At 73.2% G+C, this 22012-nt stretch carries 14 protein-coding genes; 6 read left to right on the top strand and 8 right to left on the bottom strand.

Annotated elements, in window-relative coordinates; genetic code table 11:
* The first annotated feature begins 48 nt into the window (after window positions 1-48).
* Window positions 49-462, top strand: a complete 414-nt coding sequence (locus ACZ5CW_RS04710; RefSeq protein WP_468598333.1) for an organic hydroperoxide resistance protein — start codon at window positions 49-51, stop codon at window positions 460-462.
* Between the two features lie 86 nt (window positions 463-548).
* On the opposite strand, the gene ACZ5CW_RS04705 is transcribed toward ACZ5CW_RS04710, so the two are convergent.
* From ACZ5CW_RS04705 to ACZ5CW_RS04675, 7 genes are all read right to left on the bottom strand, one after another.
* Window positions 549-2753, bottom strand: a complete 2205-nt coding sequence (locus ACZ5CW_RS04705; protein WP_468598331.1) for a bifunctional glycosyltransferase/CDP-glycerol:glycerophosphate glycerophosphotransferase — start codon at window positions 2751-2753, stop codon at window positions 549-551.
* Window positions 2754-2759: 6 nt separating this feature from the next.
* Window positions 2760-4961, bottom strand: a complete 2202-nt coding sequence (locus ACZ5CW_RS04700; RefSeq protein ID WP_468598329.1) for a bifunctional glycosyltransferase/CDP-glycerol:glycerophosphate glycerophosphotransferase — start codon at window positions 4959-4961, stop codon at window positions 2760-2762.
* A gap of 125 nt (window positions 4962-5086) precedes the next feature.
* Window positions 5087-7318 carry a bifunctional glycosyltransferase/CDP-glycerol:glycerophosphate glycerophosphotransferase gene (locus tag ACZ5CW_RS04695; RefSeq protein ID WP_468598327.1) on the bottom strand — a complete coding sequence of 744 codons (2232 nt, stop codon included), beginning with the start codon at window positions 7316-7318 and terminating at the stop codon, window positions 5087-5089.
* A 156-nt stretch (window positions 7319-7474) separates the two neighbouring features.
* Entirely contained in the window at window positions 7475-8386 is a 912-nt protein-coding gene (locus ACZ5CW_RS04690) for a carbohydrate ABC transporter permease (protein ID WP_468598325.1), read from the bottom strand.
* Window positions 8383-9663: a carbohydrate ABC transporter permease gene (locus ACZ5CW_RS04685; protein WP_468598323.1), complete on the bottom strand. Its 1281-nt coding sequence runs from the start codon at window positions 9661-9663 to the stop codon at window positions 8383-8385. The genes ACZ5CW_RS04690 and ACZ5CW_RS04685 overlap by 4 nt, the downstream gene beginning before the upstream one ends.
* 70 nt (window positions 9664-9733) lie before the next feature.
* Window positions 9734-11116, bottom strand: coding sequence for an ABC transporter substrate-binding protein (locus tag ACZ5CW_RS04680; RefSeq protein ID WP_468598322.1), 1383 nt, complete (start codon window positions 11114-11116; stop codon window positions 9734-9736).
* Between the two features lie 155 nt (window positions 11117-11271).
* On the bottom strand, window positions 11272-14943 hold the full coding sequence (locus ACZ5CW_RS04675; RefSeq protein ID WP_468598320.1) for an FtsK/SpoIIIE domain-containing protein: 3672 nt from the start codon (window positions 14941-14943) through the stop codon (window positions 11272-11274).
* Between the two features lie 362 nt (window positions 14944-15305).
* Between ACZ5CW_RS04675 and ACZ5CW_RS04670 the strand changes: the two genes are divergently transcribed.
* The 4 genes from ACZ5CW_RS04670 (at window position 15306) to ACZ5CW_RS04655 (ending at window position 20790) form a co-directional block, all read left to right on the top strand.
* Window positions 15306-16991, top strand: a complete 1686-nt coding sequence (locus tag ACZ5CW_RS04670) for a serine/threonine-protein kinase (RefSeq protein WP_468598318.1) — start codon at window positions 15306-15308, stop codon at window positions 16989-16991.
* 133 nt (window positions 16992-17124) lie between these two features.
* Window positions 17125-18351, top strand: a complete 1227-nt coding sequence (locus ACZ5CW_RS04665) for a serine/threonine-protein kinase (protein ID WP_468598317.1) — start codon at window positions 17125-17127, stop codon at window positions 18349-18351.
* A 135-nt stretch (window positions 18352-18486) separates the two neighbouring features.
* Window positions 18487-19593: a peptide chain release factor 2 gene (gene prfB, locus ACZ5CW_RS04660; RefSeq protein WP_468598315.1), complete on the top strand. Its 1107-nt coding sequence runs from the start codon at window positions 18487-18489 to the stop codon at window positions 19591-19593.
* Window positions 19594-19890: 297 nt separating this feature from the next.
* Window positions 19891-20790 carry a hypothetical protein gene (locus tag ACZ5CW_RS04655; RefSeq protein ID WP_468598313.1) on the top strand — a complete coding sequence of 300 codons (900 nt, stop codon included), beginning with the start codon at window positions 19891-19893 and terminating at the stop codon, window positions 20788-20790.
* Window positions 20791-20891: 101 nt separating this feature from the next.
* Here ACZ5CW_RS04655 and ACZ5CW_RS04650 read toward each other — a convergent pair whose 3' ends face one another.
* Window positions 20892-21083 (bottom strand): hypothetical protein, encoded by a 192-nt coding sequence (locus ACZ5CW_RS04650; RefSeq protein WP_356941222.1) that lies wholly within the window; start codon window positions 21081-21083, stop codon window positions 20892-20894.
* Between the two features lie 238 nt (window positions 21084-21321).
* On the opposite strand from ACZ5CW_RS04650, the gene ftsE reads away from it, so the two are divergent.
* Window positions 21322-22011: a cell division ATP-binding protein FtsE gene (gene ftsE, locus ACZ5CW_RS04645; RefSeq protein WP_158921335.1), complete on the top strand. Its 690-nt coding sequence runs from the start codon at window positions 21322-21324 to the stop codon at window positions 22009-22011.
* Window position 22012: the final 1 nt, after the last annotated feature.

The following is a 22012-nucleotide window of genomic DNA, read 5'->3' as shown; positions in this document are numbered from 1 at the left end:
CGCAACCGGATCCCGCAACGCACCCCACATCGAGAGGGATGGTCTTCCATGGACGCGCTCTACACCGCTGTCGCCACCGCCACCCACGGCCGCGAGGGCCGTGCCGTCTCCTCGGACGGCAAGATCGACCTCGCCCTGGCCATGCCCGTGGAGCTGGGCGGCAACGGCCAGGGCACCAACCCGGAGCAGCTCTTCGCCGCCGGTTACGCCGCCTGTTTCGGCAGCGCCCTCGGTCTCGTCGGCCGCCAGGCGAAGGTGGACGTCAGCGACGCCGCGGTGACCGCCGAGGTCGGCATCGGCAAGCAGGGCGAGGGCTTCGGGCTGAAGGTGACGCTGCGCGTCGAGCTGCCCGACACCGTGGACGAGGCGACCGGCCGCAAGCTGATCGAGACCGCCCACCAGGTCTGCCCGTACTCCAACGCCACCCGCGGCAACATCGACGTCGACCTCGTCATCGAGTAGCAGCCGGACCCCGGATCCCCGGACATCCGGGGCCCGGGCACCCGAGTGGCCACGACCGGCCGGCGCCCCGCGCCGGCCGGTCGTTCTCACGCCGAGGTCAGCACGTCGTGGCCCGTGCTCTGGCCGGGCAGCCGGATCCGGCTTCCGGGCATGGCCTCGCCCAGCAGCAGGGTCCGTACGACCCGCTCGGCGGCGCGTCCGTCGTCGTACTCGCAGAAACGGGCCCGGAAGTCCGCCCGCAGCCGCGCCGACTCCTCGTCCCGCCACGAACCCGAGGCGAACAGCCACGCCAGCTCCCGGTAGGAGCCGGCGACATGGCCCGGAGGCTCGGCGGTGAGGTCGACGTAGGTGCCCCGGCTCGCGGTGTACGCGGGCCGGTCGTCGGCGTGCACCACGATCGGCCGGTCGAGGTTGGCGTAGTCGAACATCACGGCCGAGTAGTCGGTGACCAGCACGTCCGCCGCGAGCAGGACGTCCTCGACCCGCGGCTCGTCGGTCGCGTCGACCACGATCCCGCGCCGGGCCAGCTCGGCCAGGGCCATGCCCCGCGCGGGACCGTGCGCCAGCGAGGGATGCAGCCGGACCACGAGGGTGTGACCCTCGCCCAGGTCGGCCGCGAACCGGGCCGGGTCGAACCGGTCCACGTGCCCGCTGCGGCGGTAGTCCCGCCGGGTCGGCGCGTACAGCACGACCGTGTGGTCCTCCGGGATGCCGTGCCGCTCCCGGAAGTCACCGGGGCCGGCGTTCACCAGCACGTCGTTGCGCGGGCTGCCGGTGCGCACCGAGGTGAAGTGACACGGATAGGCCCGCTCCCAGACCAGCTCCGAGTGGCGGTTGGCGACCAGGCTGTAGTCCCAGCGGTCGGCCCGGCGCAGCATCTGCGGCACGTCGAAGCCCAGCCGGGCGCCGGGCTTGTCCAGCAGGTCGACGCCCATGTACTTGAGCGGGGTGCCCTGATGGGTGTGGATGTGCACGCTGCCGGGCCGCTTGGCGAGGGTGCCGGGCCAGTTGACGTCGTTGACGAAGAACTTGGCCCGCGCGGTGACCTCCAGATAGCGCCGGGAGCCCACGATCACGTGCTCCACGCCGGGCGGCAGCTGCCCGGCGGTCTCCGCGTCCCGCACCACCCACACTCCGCGCAGCTGCGGGGCGATCTCCCGAGCCGCGCGGTAGACGGCCGCCGGGTCGCCGAGCACGCCCCGGTGCGAGGACGCCGAGTACACCACGAGGTTCTCGTCCAGCGGACGGCGGGCGTGCAGCGACGCCCAGCCGGTACGGGCCCGCGCGGCCGCCGCCCGGTGGGCCAGACCCGCCCGCCGTGCCGCCTCCCGCCCGACCCGGCCCGCCTGCCGCCCCAGCCGGTACGCCGCCCAGGAACCCTCCAGCACGGCCACCTCGCCGTCCACCAGAGCGTGCTCGGGCTTGTGCGCGCGGAACATCCGCGCCGTGCGCCGGAAGAACTCCGCCTTGTCGGCGGGCGGCAGCCGGTCCGGCTTGGCCAGGATGTCCAGGCAGTGCTCGCCCATCTTGCGGTGCAGGTACGGCCGCCAGCTCGCCAGCTCCGGCCGCTGCGCCACGAAGGCGAAGACCCGCTCGTACTGGTCGTGGATGTCGAAGTGCTTGCGGCTGGTGGTGGACAGGATGTTGCCCTGCCTGCGCTGCCGGTAGTTCAGGCAGATCCGGTCCAGGGCGGCGATCCGCCCGGCGCTGAGCATGACCGGGAAGGTCCAGGGGGTGTCCTCGTAGTAGCCGGGCGGGAACGCGAAGCCGTTCTCCTCGACGAACTCCCGCCGGTAGACCTTGTTCCACACCACCATCAGCAGGTCGAGGATCCGCGGGTACTCGGCGACCGTGAAGGTGTCCGGACCGGCCTCGGCGAGCACGTCGGCCAGCACGTTGCGCCGTGTGCCGCCCCACCAGTAGGTGCGCGCGTAGTCGAAGACCAGCACGTCCGGGTCGGCGGCCTCCGCCAGCCGGTCGGCGACGGCCCGCAGCGCGCCCGGGGTGAGGGTGTCGTCGCTGTCGAGGAAGAAGAGGTAGTCGCCGCGGGCGTGGGGGAGTCCCGCGTTGCGCGCGCGCCCGAGGCCCACGTTCTCCGGCAGGTGCAGCACCCGCACGCGCGGGTCCCGCTCGGCGTACTCGTCGAGGATCGCGCCGCAGCCGTCCGGGGAGCAGTCGTCCACGGCGATCAGCTCGAAGTCGTCGAAGGACTGCGCCAGCACCGACTCCAGGCACTCGCGCAGGAAGCCCTGCACCTTGAAGCAGGGCACGATCAGAGTGAAGCGGGGCACGGCGGGTCAGCTCCTCACGAGGGTCGCGGCGGCGGGCGCGGGGACGCGGTCCGCGAGCGGCGTCACCGGCGGGATCGCTTCCGGCGGTTCGCCGAGCAGCACCCGCCGCACGACGCGCTCGGCGGCCCGCCCGTCGTCGAACTCGCAGAACCGCTCCCGGAACGCGGCCCTGAGCGCCCTGGCCTCCGGGCCCGCGTACGAGCCGTCGCGGAAGACGGCGGCCAGCTCCTCGGGGGTGCGGGCGACCGGGCCGGGCGGCTCGGCCGGCAGGTCGAAGTAGACGCCCCGGGTCTCCTGGTAGACCTCCCAGTCGTCGGCGTACACGACGATCGGCCGGTCCAGGTTGGCGTAGTCGAACATGATCGACGAGTAGTCCGTGACCAGCGCGTCCGCGGCCAGGCACACATCCTCGGAGGAGCGGTGCGCGGTCACGTCGATGATCCGGCCGGAGCCCTCGGGCCGGCCCAGGTCGTAGAAGTAGTGGGCGCGCAGCAGGACGACGACGTCCTCGCCGGCCGCCTCGCAGAACGCCTCCAGATCCAGTCCGGTCTCGAAGACGCTGTGGTGGTCGCGGTGGGTCGGCGCGTACAGCACGGCCGTGCTGCCCTCCGGGACGCCCAGCTCCCGGCGGACACGGGCGACGTCCTCGGCGGTAGCCGTGCAGTAGACGTCGTTGCGCGGGTAGCCGTACTCCAGATGTTCGTAGGAGCCGGGGAAGGCGCGCTCCCACATCTGGGTGGAGTGGCGGTTGGCGGAGAGGTTGAAGTCCCAGCGGTCGACACGGCCCAGCAGCTTGGTGAAACTGCCGGACTGCGCGGCCACCACCGGATACGTCGACTGGTCCACGCCCATCGTCTTCAGCGGCGTGCCGTGCTGGGTCTGCAGATGCACGCTGCCGGGCCGCTTGACGACGCCCTCGGCGAAGTTGGCGTTGTTGATCAGGTACGTGGCGCGGGCCAGCACCTCCCAGTAGCGGCGGGAGCCGATCACCGCGTACTCGACGTCCTTCGGCATCGCGTGGGCCTGGTCGGCCTCGACCAGGAACACCGAGCGGATGTGCGGGGCGAGTTCGCGGGCCTTGGCGTGGATCGCGGCCGGGTTGCAGGCGTAACCGCGGCCCCAGTACGCGCAGTACACCGCGAGCCGGGGGTCGAGCGGGCGGCGCAGGTCGCGGGCGTAGCGCAGCCGGGTGCGCAGCATGCGCGGGCGGGGCAGGCTCTCGGCCGCGCGCGCGGCCGCCTGGTTGGCGCCGCGCAGGGCACGGAAGGCGCTGTACGCGCCCGCCGCCAGCAGCCGGTGCTGTACCCCCAGGCTGCCGCCCGGCGCCCGGTAGCCGGTGGGCCGGTGCCGTCGGTGGAGACGGCCGGCCCGGCGGAAGAACGCCCGGTGCCCGCGGGGCAGCCGCTCCGGCCGGGACGCCGTCTTGAGCACCACGGCGAACAGCTGCTCGAACAGCGGCCCGGTCCGCTCGGCCGGCAGGGCACGCTCGGCCGCGCGCGTCAGGACCAGGTCCACCTGGTCGAGCAGGGCGTGCTGGTGCGGCCCGGGAAGATTCAGCCGGCTGCCCTGCCGGCGCAGCCGGTGCCGTACGACGACCCGGCGCAGCACCGCGATCCGCTCCGCGGCGACCGTGACCAGCCCGCCCCAGCCGAGATCGGTGAAGTGGCCCTCGGGAAAGGCCAGTTCGTGTTCGGTGAGGAAACCGCGGCGGTAGACGGCACTCCACGCCGGGAGCTGCACCCCGGTCAGTCCGGGCAGCTCGGCGGGGGTGAAGGGACCTTGGGGGGCCTTGGCGAGCAGGGGTGCGGCCGGGTTCGTCGGCTCGCCCTCCCACCAGGGGGCGCGCTCGTGGTCGGCGTACAGCACGTCCACGCCGGCGGTCTCGCTCAGGCGGGCGTCCAGCGCCGCGAGCGCGCCCGGCAGCAGCAGGTCGTCGCCGTCGAGGAACAGCAGATAGGCGCCGGTGGCCGCCCGCATCCCGGCGTTGCGTGCCCCGCTCAGACCGGCGGCGGGCGGCGAGTGGACCGGGCTCACCCGGGGGTCCCGCTCCGCGTACCCGGCGGCGACCGCGGCGGCCGGGGCGTCGGGGGCGTCGCAGACCGGGATCAGCTGGAGGTCGCCGAAGGACTGGCCGAGGACCGAGTCCAGCGCCTGGGACAGCCGGCCGGCGACCCCGTGGGACGGGACGATGATGCTGAAGCGGGGCATTCTGTTCTTTCTGTCGTCTTGCGGGCGCGGCCGGGCCGTCCCGCCGGACGCCAGGTGGACGGCCGGCTCGGGGTGGGCCGCGTCGAGCCGAGGGGCATGGGAACTCCCGGAAGGACCAACGGTGTTCAGCGGCTCTCGGTGACGGGGCGGGGGCCGGAAGGTTGCGGCACGGTGGCCGGTGGCCTGTGCGCCGACGGCGACGGCACCGGCCTGCGCTCGGCGAGCGGCACGATCTCCGGCAGCCCCTCGGTCTCGCCCAGCACCACTCGCCGGACGACCCGCTCGGCGGCGCGTCCGTCGTCGTGCGGGCAGAACCGCTCCCGGAACGCCGCCCGCAGCTGCGTCGAGCGCGAGCCGCGCCAGTGGCCGGTGGCGAAGATGTCGATCAGCTCGTCCTCGCTGCGCGCCACCGCGCCCGGCGGGAAGGCGCGCAGGTCGAAGTAGGTGCCACGGGCGGCCCGGTACGCCTCCCAGTCCGCGGTGTGCACGACGATCGGCCGGTCCAGGTCGGCGTAGTCGAACATGAGCGACGAGTAGTCCGTGAGCAGCGCGTCCGAGGCGAGGCACAGGGCCTCCACGCTCGGGTGCCCGCCGACGTCGATGATCCGGATGCCCTCACCGAGGGAGCCGCCGTGCGCGGGGTGGGGGCGGGCCAGGATCACGAAGCGCGGGCCGAGGCGGCGCACGATCCGCTCCAGGTCCAGCACCGGGCGCTGGGTCCGGCGGTGGTCGCGGTACGTGGGCGCGTACAGGATCGCGACCGCGCCCTCGGGGACGCCGAGCGACTCGCGCAGCCGGGCCACGTCCGCCGGGGTAGCCCGCTGGAAGACGTCGTTGCGCGGGGAGCCGTACTCCAGGGTGGTGTAGCGGCCCGGGAAGACCCGCTCCCAGGTGAGGGTGGAGTGCCGGTTGCCGGACAGGACGTAGTCCCACTGGTCGACGTCCCGCAGCAGCTCCTCGAAGTCGGTGTCCCGGGCGGCGGCCGGGTGCTCCTGAAGGTCGAGGCCCATCCGCTTGAGGGGGGTGCCCTGCTGGGTCCGGACGAAGGTCTGGCCGGGGCGCTTGCGCAGCCGGCGCTCGAAGCCGGCGTCGTGCACCAGGTACCTGGAGCGGGCCAGTGCCGTCCAGTAGGCGGCCGTGCCGGGCCGCAGCCGGCGCGGGCCCGGCGGGAGGGCGGCCTGCTGCTCGGGCGGGGCGACCCAGGCGGTGCGGATGTGCGGGGCGTGCGTCCGGAACGCCTCCTCCAGCGCGCCCGGATCGCCGCGGCCGAAGGAGGCGGCGAACACGGCCCGGTCGCCGCGCAGCGGAAGCCGCAGCTGGACGCGGTAGTGCAGCCGGAGCGCACCGGACCGCAGGGCGCGGGCCGCCTTCACCACCGACTTCAGCGTGCGCCGGCGGGCGGCCGAGACCAGCAGGAGCGCCCGGAACGTGCGGTGCAGACCGTGGCGGACCAGGGCGTGCCGCAGCCGGACCCGCGCGCCCGGGACCCGGTGGCGGCGGCAGTGGGCGCGGGCCCGGCGCAGGAAGTCCTTGTGGCTGCCGCACGGCAGGCGGTCCCGCCTGCTGAACACCACGGCGTAGTGCTCCACCATGCGGCGGAACAACTCCGGTCGCCACCGCGCGAGTTCGGGGCGCTCCTCGACGTAACCGAACACCCGGTCGTACTGCTCGAAGAGGTCGAAGTGCCTGCGGCTGGTGGTGCCGAGGATGTTGCCCTGGCGGCGCTGCCGGTAGTGCACGCACACCCGGTCCAGGGTGGCGATCGACTCCGCCGTCATCAGCACCGGGAAGGTCCAGGGGGTGTCCTCGTAGTAGCCCGGCGGGAACGCGAAGCCGTGCTCCTCGACGAACTCCCGCCGGTAGACCTTGTTCCACGCCACCATCAGCACCCGCAGCAGCCCCGGCCGGTCCTCCAGCCGGAACGGCGCCGGGCCCCGCTCGGTGAGCTGTCCGGCGAGCTGGTTGCGGACCGTCCGGCCGTCCCAGTACGTGCGCGCGTAGTCGTACACCAGGACGTCCGGCTCGCCGGTCTCCTTGAGCCGGTCGGCGACGGCCCGCAGCGCGTCCTCGGTGAGCGTGTCGTCGCCGTCCAGGAAGACCAGGTAGTCGCCGCTCGCCTCGGTCATGCCCGCGTTCCGGGCGCGGCCGAGCCCCTGGTTCTCCGCCAGGCGCACGGGCTTCACGCGCGCGTCCCGGGCCGCGAACTCGTCGATGATCGCGCCGCAGGCATCGGGTGAACAGTCGTCCACGACGATCAGTTCCAGATCGGGACACGACTGCGAGAGCACCGATTCCAGGCACTCGGAGAGGTACGCCTGGACCTGGTACGCGGGGACGATGACACTGAACCTGGGCAAGGGGCATCCATGGGTCGGTCGACGCGGGCGTTCTGCCCGGCAACGGCCGTTGGAGTGACTTGGTTACGGCTGCGTACGGCATGTGGGCTACATGAGGTGACCGCGAGGGGGCGGGCCGACGAAGGCCCGCCCCCTCGAAAGGCGCTTCCCCCAGGGCTACTTGACCGCGCCCGCCATCACCCCGGACACGAACTGCCGCTGGAACGCGAAGAACACGGCCAGCGGGATCACCATCGAGATGAACGCGCCGGGCGCCAGCACGTCGATGTTGTTGCCGAACTGCCGTACCTGCGTCTGCAGGGCGACCGTGATCGGCTGTGTGCCCGACTTGGTGAAGACCAGCGCCACCAGCATGTCGTTCCACACCCACAGGAACTGGAAGATGCCGAGGCTCGCGATCGCAGGCCCGCCGAGCGGCATCACCACCCGTGCGAACAGCCGCAGTTCACCGGCGCCGTCCAGCCGGGCCGCCTCCAGCAGTTCCCGGGGGATCTCCGCGAAGAAGTTCCGCAGCAGGAACACCGCGAACGGCAGGCCGAAGCCGACATGGAACAGGATCACCCCGAGGATCGAGCCGAACAGGCCGATGTTGCCGAACAGTTCGGCGATCGGGATCAGCGCCACCTGCACGGGCACCACCAGCAGGCTCACCACGCCCAGGAACCACCAGTCCCGGCCCGGGAACTCCATCCACGCGAACGCGTAACCCGCGAGGGAGCCGATCACGACGACCAGGACGGTCGCCGGGACCGTGATCAGCACGGTGTTCACCAGGGAGTCGGTGATGTCGCCGTTCTCCAGCAGCTTCCGGTAGCTGTCGACGGTGAGCCGGGACGGCTCGGAGAACACCGTCCACCAGCCGCTCGCACTCATGTCCTGCGGTGCGCGCAGCGAGGAGACGAGGAGACCGACGGTCGGCACCAGCCAGAACAGGCCCACGAGGATGAGGAACACCCGGACCAGCCCGCCGCTCAGCTTCTCGGTGATCTTCGAAGCGAGTGACTGCCTGCCCTTCACCGCCGTGCCGGCTTCAGGCACCTTCCCGATGCTTCCGGCGGTCGCCGTCATCGCCGCACCTCCCGCCGCAGCCGACGAATGTTGAACAGCATCACCGGGATCACCAGCAGCAGCAGGAACACCGCGATCGCGCTCGCGATGCCCGGCTGGCTCTCCGCGAAGCCCTTGCGGTACAGCTCCAGGGCGAGCACGTTCGCGTCGTCCTGGGAGGAGCCGGGGGCGATGATGTAGACGAGGTCGAACACCTTCAGCACGTTGATCATCAGCGTGACCATGACCACCGCCAGGACCGGTGCCAGCAACGGCACGGTGACCCTGCGGAACACCTGCCACTCGTTGGCGCCGTCCACCCGCGCGGCCTCCAGCAGCTCCCGGGGCACGCCGGCGAGCCCGGCCGCGATCAGCACCATCGCGAAGCCCGCCCACATCCACACGTACGCCCCGATGATGGCGGGGGTGACCAGTGCCGGGCCGAGCCAGTCGACGCCGTTGTACGGCTCCTCGAAGTTCCCCGCGGGAAGCCGCAGCAGGGTTCCGTCGGCCGAGGCGGGCAGGGAGAAGGTGCCGTCGTCGGCCGCCTTCGTGGTGGCGACCACCTCGCCGTCCTTCACCGCCTCGATCCGCATCCCGGCGTAGCCCAGCTCGGACGGGTCGGGCGCGCCGAGCTTCCCGACGCCCTTGCCGCGGGTGAAGTCCTGCCAGGTGGTGCCGGTGATCCTCCCCGGCTCCGGCCGCGCGGCCACGGCCTTCTTCGCGCCGTCGGGCATCTGGTCGGGGGCGACGCCGACGAGGGGCAGGGCGACCGGCTGTCCGGCATGGACGGGGGCCTTGGTGACGAAACCGCCGCCCTGCGCGACGAGCGGCGACTCGCGGCCCGGGTGCGCCTTCGGGAACGCCGACGACTGGGCGAAGGTGTCGTGGACACCCACCCACACCGCGTTGGCGACACCCTTGTCGGGGTCCTGGTCGTACACCAGCCGGAAGATGATCCCGGCCGCCAGCATCGAGATCGCCATCGGCATGAAGACGACCAGCTTGAACGCCGTTCCCCAGCGCACCCGTTCGGTCAGCACCGCGAAGATCAGGCCGAGCGCGGTGGAGACGGTCGGCGCGAACACCACCCAGACGACGTTGTTCCTCAGCGCCGTGCGGATGCCGTCGTCGGTGAACAGCGCCTTGTAGTTGTCGACGCCGGCGAAGCCGTCGCCCGAGGCGTTGTAGAAGCTGCGGACGATCGAGTACCCGATCGGGTAGACCACGAGCGCGCCGAGCAGCACGAGGGCGGGCAGCAGGAACAGGGCTGCCACCGTCTTCCGGGTGCCGGTCACGCTCTTGCGGCTCTTCGGTGCGGAGGGGCCCGGTGGAGCCCCGGCCGCCGCTGCCGACGCCATGGCCGGGTCAGCTCCCGTTCCCGTAGGCCGCCGCCGCGTCCTTCTCCAGCTTCGCCTGGGCGCCCGCGACGTCCTTCGGGTTCTTCAGGAAGTCCTGAAGGTCCTTCCACTCGCCCTTGCCGGGGGTGCCGCCGAAGGCCTGCGGGGCCTGGTCGGACATGTCGAAGCGGAAGTCGTCGCCGGAGGCGATCAGCGCCTTGGCGATCTTCTGCTGCACCGCGTTCGGGTAGGCCGACTCCGGCACGTTCTTGTTCGGCGAGAGGTAGCCGCCGAGCCTGGCCTGGATGGTCGCCGCGTCCGGGGAGGCCAGGAAGGTGGCCAGCGCCTGCGCCGCCTTGGAGTCCTTGAGGATCACGGCCGCGTCGCCGCCGGAGACCACCGGCGCGGCCGAGCCCACCGCCGGGAAGGGGAACACCTTCGCGTCCGTGCCCACCTTCGCCTTGGTCTCGCCGATGTTGACCTGCGCGAAGTCGCCCTCGTAGACCATCGCGGCCTTCGGCTGGTCGCCGCCGGTGAAGGTCTGCGTGACGGAGGCCGGGAACTCGGTCTGCAGCGCGCCGTCCGCGCCGCCCGCCACGAAGTCCTTCTTGCCCCAGATCTGGGCGAGTGTGGTCAGGGCCTGCTTCACCGAGGGGTCGGTCCACTTGATCTTGTGCTGGGCGAGCTGGTCGTACTTCTCCGGCCCGGCCTGGGACAGATAGACGTTCTCGAACCAGTCCGTGAGCGTCCAGCCGTCGGCACCGCCGACCGAGAACGGGGTGACCCCGGAGTCGTACACCGCCTGCGCCGCTGTCAGCAGCTCCTGCCAGGTCTTCGGCTCCTTGGCGCCCGCGTTCTCGAAGGCCTGGGCGTTGTACCAGATCAGCGACTTGTTGGCGGCCTTGTAGTAGACGCCGTACTGCTTGCCGTCGACCTTGCCGATGTCCTGCCAGCCCTGTGAGTAGTTCTTCCGCAGCTCCTTGAGCGCCTCCGCGCCCAGGGGCTTGGCCCACTTCTTGTCCACGGCCTGCTTGATCGCGCCCGGCTGGGGGAGCAGCGCCACGTCCGGCGGCTGACCCCCCGCGATCTTCGAGCCGAGGAAGTTGATGATCGGGTCCTGGGCGGGTACGAACGTCACCTTCGCGCCGGTGCGCTTCTCGAACTCCGCCAGGACCTTCTTGAAGTTCGCCTGTTCGGTGCCGGTCCAGACGGCGGCGACCTCCAGGCTCGCGCCGTTCAGCTTCGGCAGGGTGAGGGTGGAGCCGGTGGCGGTGGCCCCGCCGCTCGTGTCGCCGCTGCCCTCGTCGTCGTCGCTGCTGGAGCAGGCGGTGAGCGTGAGTGCTCCCGCGAGCAGTGCGGCGAGCGTGGTGACGGCCCTGTGTGTCCGGATGGTGCTGCTCCTGCTGTGCATCACTTCCCCGTTCGTCGTTCTCCGTTGAACGTCAGAACACTGTCCCGTGCGGTCCGGTGTACGCCGGGCCGCGCAAGGGGGGCAAGAGCGCCTGCGCCGTCCGGCGGTTCATCGTGACCGGCTCGTGATCAGGGGAGTATGCGTACGGATTCCCGTCAGAGGAGCGAGGGCACCTCCGCCGCCGAGACCTGCCGGGCCGCGCGCTCCACCGCGCTCGCCAACAGGGCCAGGTCGGTGGGGCCGTTGCCCAGCTCCCGCACCGGCCGGCGGGCCGGCGGGTCGCCCATGCGCTGCCACTCCAGCTGGACGACCGTGGGCCGCTGGGTCGCCGTACGCGGGATGCGGCCCGTCACCCGCCCGCCCTGGAAGTCGGTGACCCGCCCGTCCGCGCACGCCAGCCGCCCGCGCCCCGGCGCCGGCTCGTCCGGACCCGGCTCGGGCGCGTCCAGCGCGACCCGCAAGGTGGCCCGGCGCGCCGGTTCCGTCTCCGTCGTACGGCCGCCGGCGCCGGCGGCCGCCACCAGGTGCACACCGAGCCGCTCGCCCTCCCGGGCGACCGCCTCCAGCGCCCGCATCACCGACCCGGCGGCGGGCCGGCCCGGCGAGCCGAGCGGCGGGGAGACCAGCGCGTCCAGGTCGTCGACGACGACCACGAGCCGGGGCAGCGGCGGTGCGGCCTCGGCGCGCTGCCGTGCCGCCCCGCCCGGCCGCAGCCTCAGGGTGGAGCTGGGCGGCGTGTCTATGTCCCCGTTGGCGGGCGCGCGCTGGGCGACGATCCGGCCCGACACCTCGCGTCCTCTGTGCCACTCGGCGAAGTCCGCCCGGCCCAGCAGCTCGGCCCGCCGCTTCAGTTCGGCACTCAGCGACTGCGCGAACTCCCGCATGCGCACCGGGTCGTTGGCGGCGAGGTGCGTGGTGACGTGCGGTATGTCGGTGCAGACCCGCAGGCCTTCATCGCGTCCGGCGCCCGTGCCGACCCCGTCGCGGCCGTCGATCAGCACCACGCCCAGCCGGTCCGGCCGCTCGGCGGCGGCCAACGAGGCGACCAGAGCGCGCAGCAGCTCGGTACGACCGCTGCCGGCCGGCCCCTCGATCAGCAGATGCGGCCCGTCGGCCACCAGGTCGGCGCAGACCGGCCCGCGCGGCCCGGCACCCAGCACCGCCCGCGCCCGGCCGCCCAGCGACTCCGTGTCATCGGCCGCGTCGGCCCAGCGTGCCATCAGCGACGCGGGCGTGGCCCGGGCCAGCCCCAGCTCGTCCAGCAGTCGCGCCGACCGCGGCAACGGCGTCGCCACGCGCGCGTGCCGCTCGCCGGCCGGGCCGTCCGGGCGCAGCGGCGCCAGCGCCCGCGCGAACCGCTCCGCCCAGGCGGCGGACACCGCGTCCACGGCGGCGACCGTGCCCGGCCCGACGGGTCCGCCCGGCGCGACCCGCATCAGGTGCAGCGCGGTGGCGACGTCCCCGCTGAGCAGCGCCACGGCACCGCAGTGCCGGAACGTCGGCGTCGCCGCGCACGCGGCCTCGTACGCCCGCGCCACGGGGAACGCGGGCGAGGCCGGCTCGGTCTCGGCGAGACACACCACATGGATCCCGGCCCGCGGCCCGGCCACGGCCAGCCGCGCGACGGCGTCCCGCAGAGCGGCTCCACCGGGATCCCCGTCCACGACGACGACGGTGTACGGCCCCGAGAACCCGCCGCCGACCCCGGCCTCGGCGTCCTCACGGACCCAGGAGGGGCGACGGCCGGTGGCGGTGGAGGGGGAGGCGGAGGCGTGCGCGCCGGGACCGGGCCTCCCCGGGCCGAGGGGGTGCGAGCCGGGCTCGGGGGCGCCGGGTGCCGCGGAGGGTGCGCTCGGTGGGCCGGAGGGTGCGCTCGGTGAGGGTGCGCCGGGCGTACCGGACAGCGGGCTCCGGGCCGCGGCGCCGGGTGCGTCGCGAGGGGCCGTTCGATCCGGGGTGTCGGGAGGCGTGGTGGGGCCGGGGCCGGCGGTCGCCGCGGGCGGGGCCGGGACACGGGGCGGGGTGGGATGGGCCGCGCTTCTGCCGGTCGCCGCGTGGTCCTCCATCCGGCGCAGCAGTTCCTCCGTGCGGGCCGCCGCCTGCTCGCGGTCGTAGGCGAGCAGCAGACGGCAGTCCTGGCCGTGGCCCGGCCGGACATGCGGGAGCCAGCCCAGCCAGGACCACTCGGCCGTGCGGTCCTCCACCGGCCGAGCGCGGTCCGCGCTGATCAGGACGATCTCCAGCAGATCGGGGGAGTGCAGCGCGGCGAACTGGGCCAGTATCGCGCGGGCCAGCCCGGACAGCCGGGGGCGCGGACCGGCCAGGCCCAGTGCGCCCGCCTCGCGCAGTGCCGCCGTCACCGGCACGGCGGGCAGCAGGCCCGAGCCGTCCGGTGCGCTCCGGTCGGCCGCGCCCAGCCGTACGGTCAGCGTCTCCGGGTGGCCGGGCCCCCGCTCCCACAGCCGGGGTCCGGGACCGAGCGCGGTCAGCAGCAGCGCGGCCGGGTCCGGCCAGGTCTCGGGCTGCTGGGGGGAACCGGGCGCCGGTGTCCCGGCGGGGTGGGCCGCCGTACCGGCGCACCTCCCCCGGCCGGCCGGCTGCTCGGCGCGCCCGCCGGCCAGCCGGCGCGCCCACGCGCCGAGTCCGCGCCGCCGCGCGCCCTGCGGGGCGTCGGTGCCGCCGAGGGGGGTGGCCGCACGGCCGCCGGGCCGCACGTCCTCCCCGGTGTACGGACCGCCGTCCGGCTCCCCGTGCGCCGCACCGGCGTACGGGCCCCCGGCCGGCCCGCCGACACCGAAGCGTCCCGCGTGCGTGTCCCTGTCGGACGCCGTACCAGGGCTGCCCGGGCCCCCGCTGCGCTGTTCGATGCCGGGCGCCGTGGCCTGTCCCGGTACCACCGGCGGCTCCTCGCGCCGGTGTTCCTGCGCCCCCGCGCCCCCACCGAAGGCGTCCCACGCGGCGGAGCCGTAGGCGTGCCGCACCGACCCGGGCTCCTCGCGCCCGGCTCCCACGGCCCCGGCCCCCGCGGCCGGCACCTCACCGGAACGACCCGCGCCCGCCGACGGCGCTTCCCGCACGGAGGGCGCGGGCGGGGACCCGGATCCGGCCGGAGGGGCACCGTCCGTGCCCTCCGCGTCGGCGGACGTGCCGCCCCCCGGAACGACCCGCACGCACCCCTCCCCGTCGGGCACCGCGCGCACCCGCGCCCCCGGTCCCCCGGACGGAGTCACCCGCAACGCGGACTCCCCGATCCTCAGCAGCGCCCCCGCGGGGAACCGCACCGGCCGGTCGCTCACCCCCGCCCCGTCGAGGGCCGTTCCGTTCGTGGAGTTCAGGTCGGCCACCGAGACGCGGCCGTCGGCGCCGACCGTGACCGCGCAGTGCAGCCGGGAGACGTCGGGGTCGTCCAGCGGGACGTCGGCCTCGGCGGAGCGGCCCACGGTGATGCGGCCGCCGTGCAGCAGATGGACCCCGCCCGCGTCCGGGCCCGCGACCACGTGCAGCTGGGTCGGCGCGTCGTCCAGCTCGGGATGCGGCTCGGGGGCCGCGGGGGCACCGAGCGACAGCACGGCGCCGTCGACCAGCGGAGGCTCGCCGAGGATGCAGCGGCGGGGGTCCAGGCGGTCGGTGCCGGCGTACAGGACCACGGGGGAGCCGCCGGGCTCGCGTCCGGTGCCGCCCTCGCCGCCGACCGCCCCGGCCAGAGCCGACGCGACCGCGGCCAGGTCCGTGCCCGTGGGCGCCGTGACCAGAACGTCGCGGCTCGCGGCGCGGCCCCGCTGCGGGGAGGGGCCCAGCGGGTCTACGACGGTCAGCCGGATCTGCATCGGCGTCAGCGGTCCCTTCTGCGCGGGTCTGCGCGGGCGCGGACTTCCCCCCACCCCACACGAGCACGTCGGCCAGTACTGGGAGGCATCCTCGCACCTGCCACCGACAACGCGCCCGGCACCCGGGGACAAGTGATCTTGATTGGTCGGCTCTGCCCCCAAAAGTGCCTGACCAGTGGCGTGCCCGTGATCAGTTGAGATCGGTCACGTCCGGCCCCCGGCAACCAGGAGACAGGAGGAAGCGTCTTTCTTCGAACATGCTCGGGAACGCGTACGTAGTGCCCTGAAGCACGGCACTACAGTGGGTCGGAGCACCGGAATGCAGGCAAGCAAGCCTCAGCAAGCAGCAGGGAGCGCGTGACGTGCGGCCAGTCGGCAGCAAGTACCTGCTTGAGGAGCCGCTCGGACGCGGCGCCACAGGCACCGTCTGGCGTGCCCGCCAGCGCGAGACCGCGGGCGCCGAGGCGGCCGTGCCCGGCCAGCCCGGCGAGATGGTCGCGATCAAGGTCCTCAAGGAGGAGCTGGCGAGCGACCCGGACATCGTGATGCGCTTCCTGCGCGAGCGCTCGGTCCTGCTGCGCCTCACCCACCCGAACATCGTCCGGGTCCGCGACCTGGTCGTCGAGGGCGATCTCCTGGCGCTGGTCATGGACCTCGTCGACGGCCCCGACCTGCACCGCTACCTGCGCGAGAGCGGCCCCTTCACGCCGGTCGCGGCCGCGCTGATGACGGCCCAGATCGCCGACGCGCTCGCCGCGAGCCACGCCGACGGCGTGGTCCACCGCGACCTGAAGCCCGCCAACGTGCTGCTCCAGCAGTACGACGGCCAGCTGCACCCGATGCTGACCGACTTCGGCATCGCCCGCCTCGCCGACTCCCCGGGACTGACCCGCACCCACGAGTTCGTCGGCACGCCCGCGTACGTCGCGCCGGAGTCCGCCGAGGGCCGCCCGCAGACCTCCGCGGTCGACATCTACGGCGCCGGCATCCTGCTGTACGAGCTGGTCACCGGCCGCCCGCCGTTCTCCGGCGGCACCGCTCTCGAGGTTCTGCACCAGCACCTGAGCGCCGAGCCGCGCCGCCCCTCCACCGTCCCGGACCCGCTGTGGACGGTCATAGAGCGCTGCCTGCGCAAGTCCCCGCAGGAGCGCCCGAGCGCGGAGAACCTCGCGCGCGGGCTGCGGGTCGTGGCCGAGGGCATCGGCGTGCACGCGAACGCCGCCCAGATCGCCGCCGCCGAGGGCGTCGGCGCCCTGCTCGCTCCCGACCCGGACCCGGCCGCCGTCCCCGGGGTGCCCGGTGCCGCCGACCCCACCCAGGTGCTGCCGACGAACGCGCCGCCGGGGGCGTACGACCCGAACGCCGCGACCAGCGTCCTGCCGCACACCGGCGGTCCGGCCGGTGCCGCCGACCCCACCGCCGTGCTGCCGAACACCGGCGCGGCGGACCCGACGGCCGTGCTGCCGCCGGTGCCCCAGGGCCACCCCGGGCAGCAGGGGCAGCAGCCCGACCAGCCGCACCCCTGGCAGACCCAGCTGCGTGCCGCCCGCGACCGCAACGAACAGACGCAGATCCAGTACCTCGACCCGGACGAGGACCCGCTGCGCCGCCGGCCCCAGCGGCAGGTCGCCCGGCCCCAGCAGCAGCCGCGCCAGGCCCCGCAGGCCCGCCCGCAGCAGCCGCAGCCGCGCGGCCGGCAGCAGCCGCACGCCGGGTACGGCTACCCGCAGCAGCCCCAGCAGTACGCTCCGCCGCAGCAGCCGCAGCGGTACGCGCCGCCCGCCGCGGAGCCGCAGCGCCCCGCGCGCGAGCCCCGAGAGCCCCGGCAGCGCAACGCCAACCCGATGAAGATCCCCGGGCTTGGTTGTCTCAAGGGCTGCCTCTTCACCATCGTCATCCTGATCGTCGCGAGCTGGCTGATCTGGGAGCTGACGCCGCTGCAGGACTGGATCGGGACCGGCAAGGGCTACTGGGACCAGCTGACCGACTGGGCGGGCAAGGTGGGCGGCTGGCTCAAGGAGCTGGGCGGCTCCGGCAGCGGAAACTGACCGGGCACGGCAGCCGAAACCGACATCGGGTTGGGGATTTGTCGACATCTGGCGGGTGATTTCCGTCTCCGCGGTGAAGGTTGGCTCGCCGGACGCGTAGTTTTAACGACAACACGCGTCTGTAGGAGCAGCCTTGGCACGGAAGATCGGCAGCCGGTACACCGCACACCAGATCCTGGGGCGGGGCAGCGCCGGCACGGTGTGGCTGGGCGAGGGACCGGAGGGCCCCGTCGCCGTCAAGCTCCTGCGCGAGGACCTCGCCTCCGACCAGGAACTCGTCGGACGCTTCGTCCAGGAGCGCACGGCGCTGCTCGGCCTGGAGCACCCGCACATCGTCTCCGTACGCGACCTGGTGGTCGACGGCAACGACCTCGCCCTGGTCATGGACCTGGTCCGGGGAACCGACCTGCGCACCCGGCTGGAACGTGAGCGGCGGCTCGCCCCCGAGGCGGCCGTGGCGATCGTCGCCGACGTCGCCGACGCGCTCGCGGCCGCCCACGCGGCCGGCGTCGTCCACCGGGACGTCAAGCCCGAGAACGTCCTGCTGGACATGCAGGGCCCGCTCGGCCCCGGCGGAGCGCACCCGGCCCTCCTCACCGACTTCGGCGTCGCCAAGCTGATCGACTCGCCCAAGCGGACACGGGCCACCAAGATCATCGGCACCCCGGACTACCTGGCCCCGGAGATCGTCGAGGGCCTGCCCCCGCGTGCCGCCGTGGACATCTACGCGCTGGCGACGGTGCTGTACGAGCTGCTGGCCGGCTTCACCCCCTTCGGCGGCGGGCACCCGGGCGCGGTCCTGCGCCGGCACGTCACCGAGACCGTCGTACCGCTGCCCGGCATCCCCGAGGAGCTGTGGCAGCTGATCGTGCAGTGCCTGGCCAAGGCGCCCGCCTCCCGGCTGCGCGCCTCGGAGATGGCGGCACGGCTGCGCGAGCAGCTGCCGACGCTGGCCGGGATGCCGCCGCTGGACGTGGACGAGCCGGACGTCACGGAGGAGGTGGCGGACGAGCCGGCTCCGTCGGCTCCGGCCGGTGGGGAACCGGTACGACGGCGGGGGGCGGTGTCCCTCGTCCCCGGGGCCAGGCCGGACTCCAACCGGGACACGCACACCTCGATGCGGGTACCGGGGCCGGACGAGCTGGCGGGCGGCGCCCACGGGACGGCGCGCGTGCCGCGGGCACCCGGTGCGCCGCGGCCGGGCTCCGCGCGGCACCGGGCGACCGTGCGGCGGCGCCGGATCACGCTGGGCGTGGCCGGGGTGGTCGTGGCGGCGGTCGTGGGCGTCGGCGCGTGGCTGGTCTCGGCCGACGGGGACGACCGGGCACCGCAGGACACCCACAGCACGTCGACCCCCTGAGCCGGCGTTTTCCCACCCGCCGGAGCAGGTGCCCGGGGGCCGCGGCCCCCGCCGGCGGCCACCACGGGCACCGAGCGCACCACAAGCCCGGCGCACCCTGCTCTCGGCGCTCGGCGGAGCCGTTACGCTGGAGGCGTGGCAGTCGTCGATGTATCCGAAGAGCTGAAGTCCCTCTCCTCGACCATGGAGTCGATCGAGGCCGTCCTGGACCTCGACAGGCTGAGGGCAGACATCGCCGTGCTCGAGGAGCAGGCGGCCGCGCCGTCCCTGTGGGACAACCCGGACGAGGCGCAGAAGATCACCAGCAAGCTCTCCCACCTCCAGGCCGAGGTCAGGAAGGCGGAGACGCTGCGCGGCCGGATCGACGACCTCGCGGTCCTCTTCGAGATGGCCGAGGAGGAGAACGACCCGGACACCCGTGCCGAGGCCGAGTCCGAGCTGACGGCCGTGCGCAAGGCGCTGGACGAGATGGAGGTCCGGACGCTGCTCAGCGGTGAGTACGACGCCCGTGAGGCGCTCGTCAACATCCGCGCCGAGGCCGGTGGCGTCGACGCCGCCGACTTCGCCGAGAAGCTCCAGCGCATGTACCTGCGCTGGGCCGAGCAGCGTGGCTACAAGACCGAGGTCTACGAGACGTCGTACGCCGAAGAGGCCGGCATCAAGTCGACCACCTTCGCCGTGCAGGCGCCCTACGCCTACGGCACCCTCTCCGTCGAGCAGGGCACGCACCGCCTCGTGCGCATCTCGCCCTACGACAACCAGGGGCGGCGCCAGACGTCCTTCGCGGGTGTCGAGGTGCTCCCCGTGGTCGAGCAGTCCGACCACGTCGAGATCGACGAGTCCGAGCTGCGCATCGACGTCTACCGGTCCTCCGGCCCCGGCGGCCAGGGCGTGAACACGACCGACTCCGCGGTCCGTATCACCCACCTCCCCACCGGCATCGTGGTCTCCTGCCAGAACGAGCGGTCGCAGATCCAGAACAAGGCCACCGCGATGAACGTCCTGCAGGCCAAGCTGCTGGAGCGGCGCCGGCAGGAGGAGCAGGCCAAGATGGACGCCCTCAAGGGCGACGGCGGCAACTCCTGGGGCAACCAGATGCGTTCGTACGTGCTGCACCCGTACCAGATGGTCAAGGACCTGCGCACCGAGCACGAGGTGGGCAACCCGGAGGCCGTGTTCAACGGTGAGATCGACGGGTTCCTCGAGGCCGGCATTCGCTGGCGCAAGCAGCAGGAGAAGTAACTTTGTCGACATGACAACTGCCGCCCGAAAGGCGGCAGTTGTCATTTGTCTGGGTTTTACATCACACTCACAGGCTTCGACTCCCCATAAAGGCGCCCCCACCGGACATTGCGCCCGCAACGGCCTTGACGTTGCTTTGAAAAATCGGAAGGGTTAAGCGCGGCATGCGTACTTAAGGGGCGCATGTGAACCGGGGGATCGAGTTGACGCGGATTTCGTCACCCAGCTGCCTCCGTCGATCACGGCAAGCCCCATGCGCCGCCTCATTGACGAACAGCTACTGGGGGTAGCAACCATATGACGAAGAAGACGCGGATCCGGGTCGCGCGGATAGCCGCCGGCGCCGTGATCGCGGCCGGTGCGTCCCTGACCGCCGCCGGCGCGGCCTCCGCCCTGGACCTCGACGTCCAGGCCGGTCCGATCAGCATCGGCGTGACCACCGACGGTGGCGACACCGAGGGCACGACCGGCGGCACGGCGGGTACCGACGGTGGCGCCTCTGTCGGCGTGACCGAGGGTGGCATCGGCGGCAGTGTCACCATCGGTGGCACCAGCTCCGACGGCGGCACCGGCACCGACGGTGGCACCGGCACGGACGGCGGTACCGGCACCGATGGCGGTACTGGCACGGACGGCGGTACCGGCACCGATGGCGGTACTGGCACGGACGGCGGTACCGGCACCGATGGCGGTACTGGCACGGACGGCGGCACCGGCACCGACGGTGGCACCGGCACGGACGGCGGTACCGGCACGGACGGCGGTACCGGCACCGACGGTGGCTCGGGCAACGGTGGCAACACCGGTGGCAACACCGGTGGCAACGGCAACTCCGGTGGCAACGGCAACTCGGGCGGCAACGGCAACTCGGGTGGCAACGGCACCTCGGGTGGCAACGGCAACTCGGGCGGCAACGGCACCTCCGGTGGCTCCGGCGACGGTGGCTCCACCAGCACCGGCGGCAACAACACCACGCCCGACGGCGGCAACAACAACTCCTCCCAGGAGGAGGGCTCCTCGGCCCTCACCGACACCGGTTCCGACACCACGGCCCAGGGCGGCGACAAGCAGCTCGCCGAGACCGGTGCCGGTCAGACCGCGTTCCTGCTCGTCGGTGCCGCGACGATGATCGCCGGCGGTATCGGCTTCCGCATCCTGCCGCGTCTGGCCGGCGGCCGGGGCGGCGCGGCCGCCTGAGCGTAGCCGCACGGTCACGCGCTGCGCGCACGCCGTACGCCAAAGGGCCCGGAGCTTGACGCTCCGGGCCCTTTCGCCGCTTTTCGGGGCTCGCCGCCTGCCTACGCGGTCTGGTGCGCCAGCAGCGCCACCGCGGCGATCAGCACCGCCAGCAGCGCGATCAGCGCCATCGGGTTCAGGCCCCCGAAGAAGCCCTCCTGCTGCAGCCGCTCGCGGTTGGCACGGCACACCGGGCACCGGCCCTCGCTCACGGGCGCCGCGCAGTTCGCGCACACCAACCGGTCGTACGTCATGCGCTCGCCCTCCTTGCGCCGGCCATCACACATACAACGCGTACGGGAACCAGAACGTTCCCCCCTCCACTGTGCCAGGTTCCCGCGGAGCGTGCGCGGGGCCCCGGAATCACGGGGCGGGATCAGGGGTCGGTACAAAAACGCACAAGTCTTGCCCAACCTCAACCTGCGACTGCACTTGCACACCCGGTTCGCGTATGGTCACGCTCATCTACCCCCGGCGACCCGTGGTGCATCCGTGATCCGATTCGACAACGTCTCCAAGGTCTACCCCAAGCAGACCCGCCCAGCCCTGAGGGATGTCTCCCTGGAGCTGGAGAAGGGCGAATTCGTCTTCCTCGTGGGGTCCTCCGGCTCCGGAAAGTCCACCTTCCTGCGGCTCATCCTCCGCGAGGAGCGGTGCAGCCACGGCCAGGTGCACGTGCTGGGCAAGGACCTCGCGCGCCTCTCCAACTGGAAGGTGCCGCAGATGCGCCGCCAGCTGGGGACGGTCTTCCAGGACTTCCGGCTCCTGCCGAACAAGACGGTCGCGGAGAACGTGGCCTTCGCCCAGGAGGTCATCGGCAAGTCCCGAGGCGAGATCCGCAAGTCCGTGCCGCAGGTGCTCGACCTCGTCGGGCTCGGCGGCAAGGAGGACCGCATGCCGGGGGAGCTGTCCGGTGGTGAGCAGCAGCGCGTGGCCATCGCGCGGGCCTTCGTCAACCGGCCCAAGCTGCTGATCGCCGACGAGCCCACCGGCAACCTCGACCCGCAGACCTCCGTCGGCATCATGAAGCTGCTCGACCGCATCAACCGGACGGGCACCACCGTGATCATGGCGACGCACGACCAGAACATCGTGGACCAGATGCGCAAGCGCGTCATCGAGCTGGAGAAGGGCCGCCTCGTCCGCGACCAGGCCCGCGGCGTCTACGGCTACCAGCACTGAA

The organism is Streptomyces sp. NPDC031379, assembly GCF_055569615.1.
This window is presented reverse-complemented; position numbering and strand designations above follow the sequence as displayed.

Bases quoted from the DNA above. Each gene is read 5' to 3' on its own strand.
- ACZ5CW_RS04710 (WP_468598333.1), top strand. From the start codon at position 49: ATGGACGCGCTCTACACCGCTGTCGCCACCGCCACCCACGGCCGCGAG.
- ACZ5CW_RS04655 (WP_468598313.1), top strand. From the start codon at position 19,891: ATGACGAAGAAGACGCGGATCCGGGTCGCGCGGATAGCCGCCGGCGCC.
- ACZ5CW_RS04700 (WP_468598329.1), bottom strand. From the start codon at position 4,961: ATGCCCCGCTTCAGCATCATCGTCCCGTCCCACGGGGTCGCCGGCCGG.
- ACZ5CW_RS04690 (WP_468598325.1), bottom strand. From the start codon at position 8,386: ATGACGGCGACCGCCGGAAGCATCGGGAAGGTGCCTGAAGCCGGCACG.
- ACZ5CW_RS04680 (WP_468598322.1), bottom strand. From the start codon at position 11,116: ATGCACAGCAGGAGCAGCACCATCCGGACACACAGGGCCGTCACCACG.
- ACZ5CW_RS04675 (WP_468598320.1), bottom strand. From the start codon at position 14,943: ATGCAGATCCGGCTGACCGTCGTAGACCCGCTGGGCCCCTCCCCGCAG.
- ACZ5CW_RS04650 (WP_356941222.1), bottom strand. From the start codon at position 21,083: ATGACGTACGACCGGTTGGTGTGCGCGAACTGCGCGGCGCCCGTGAGC.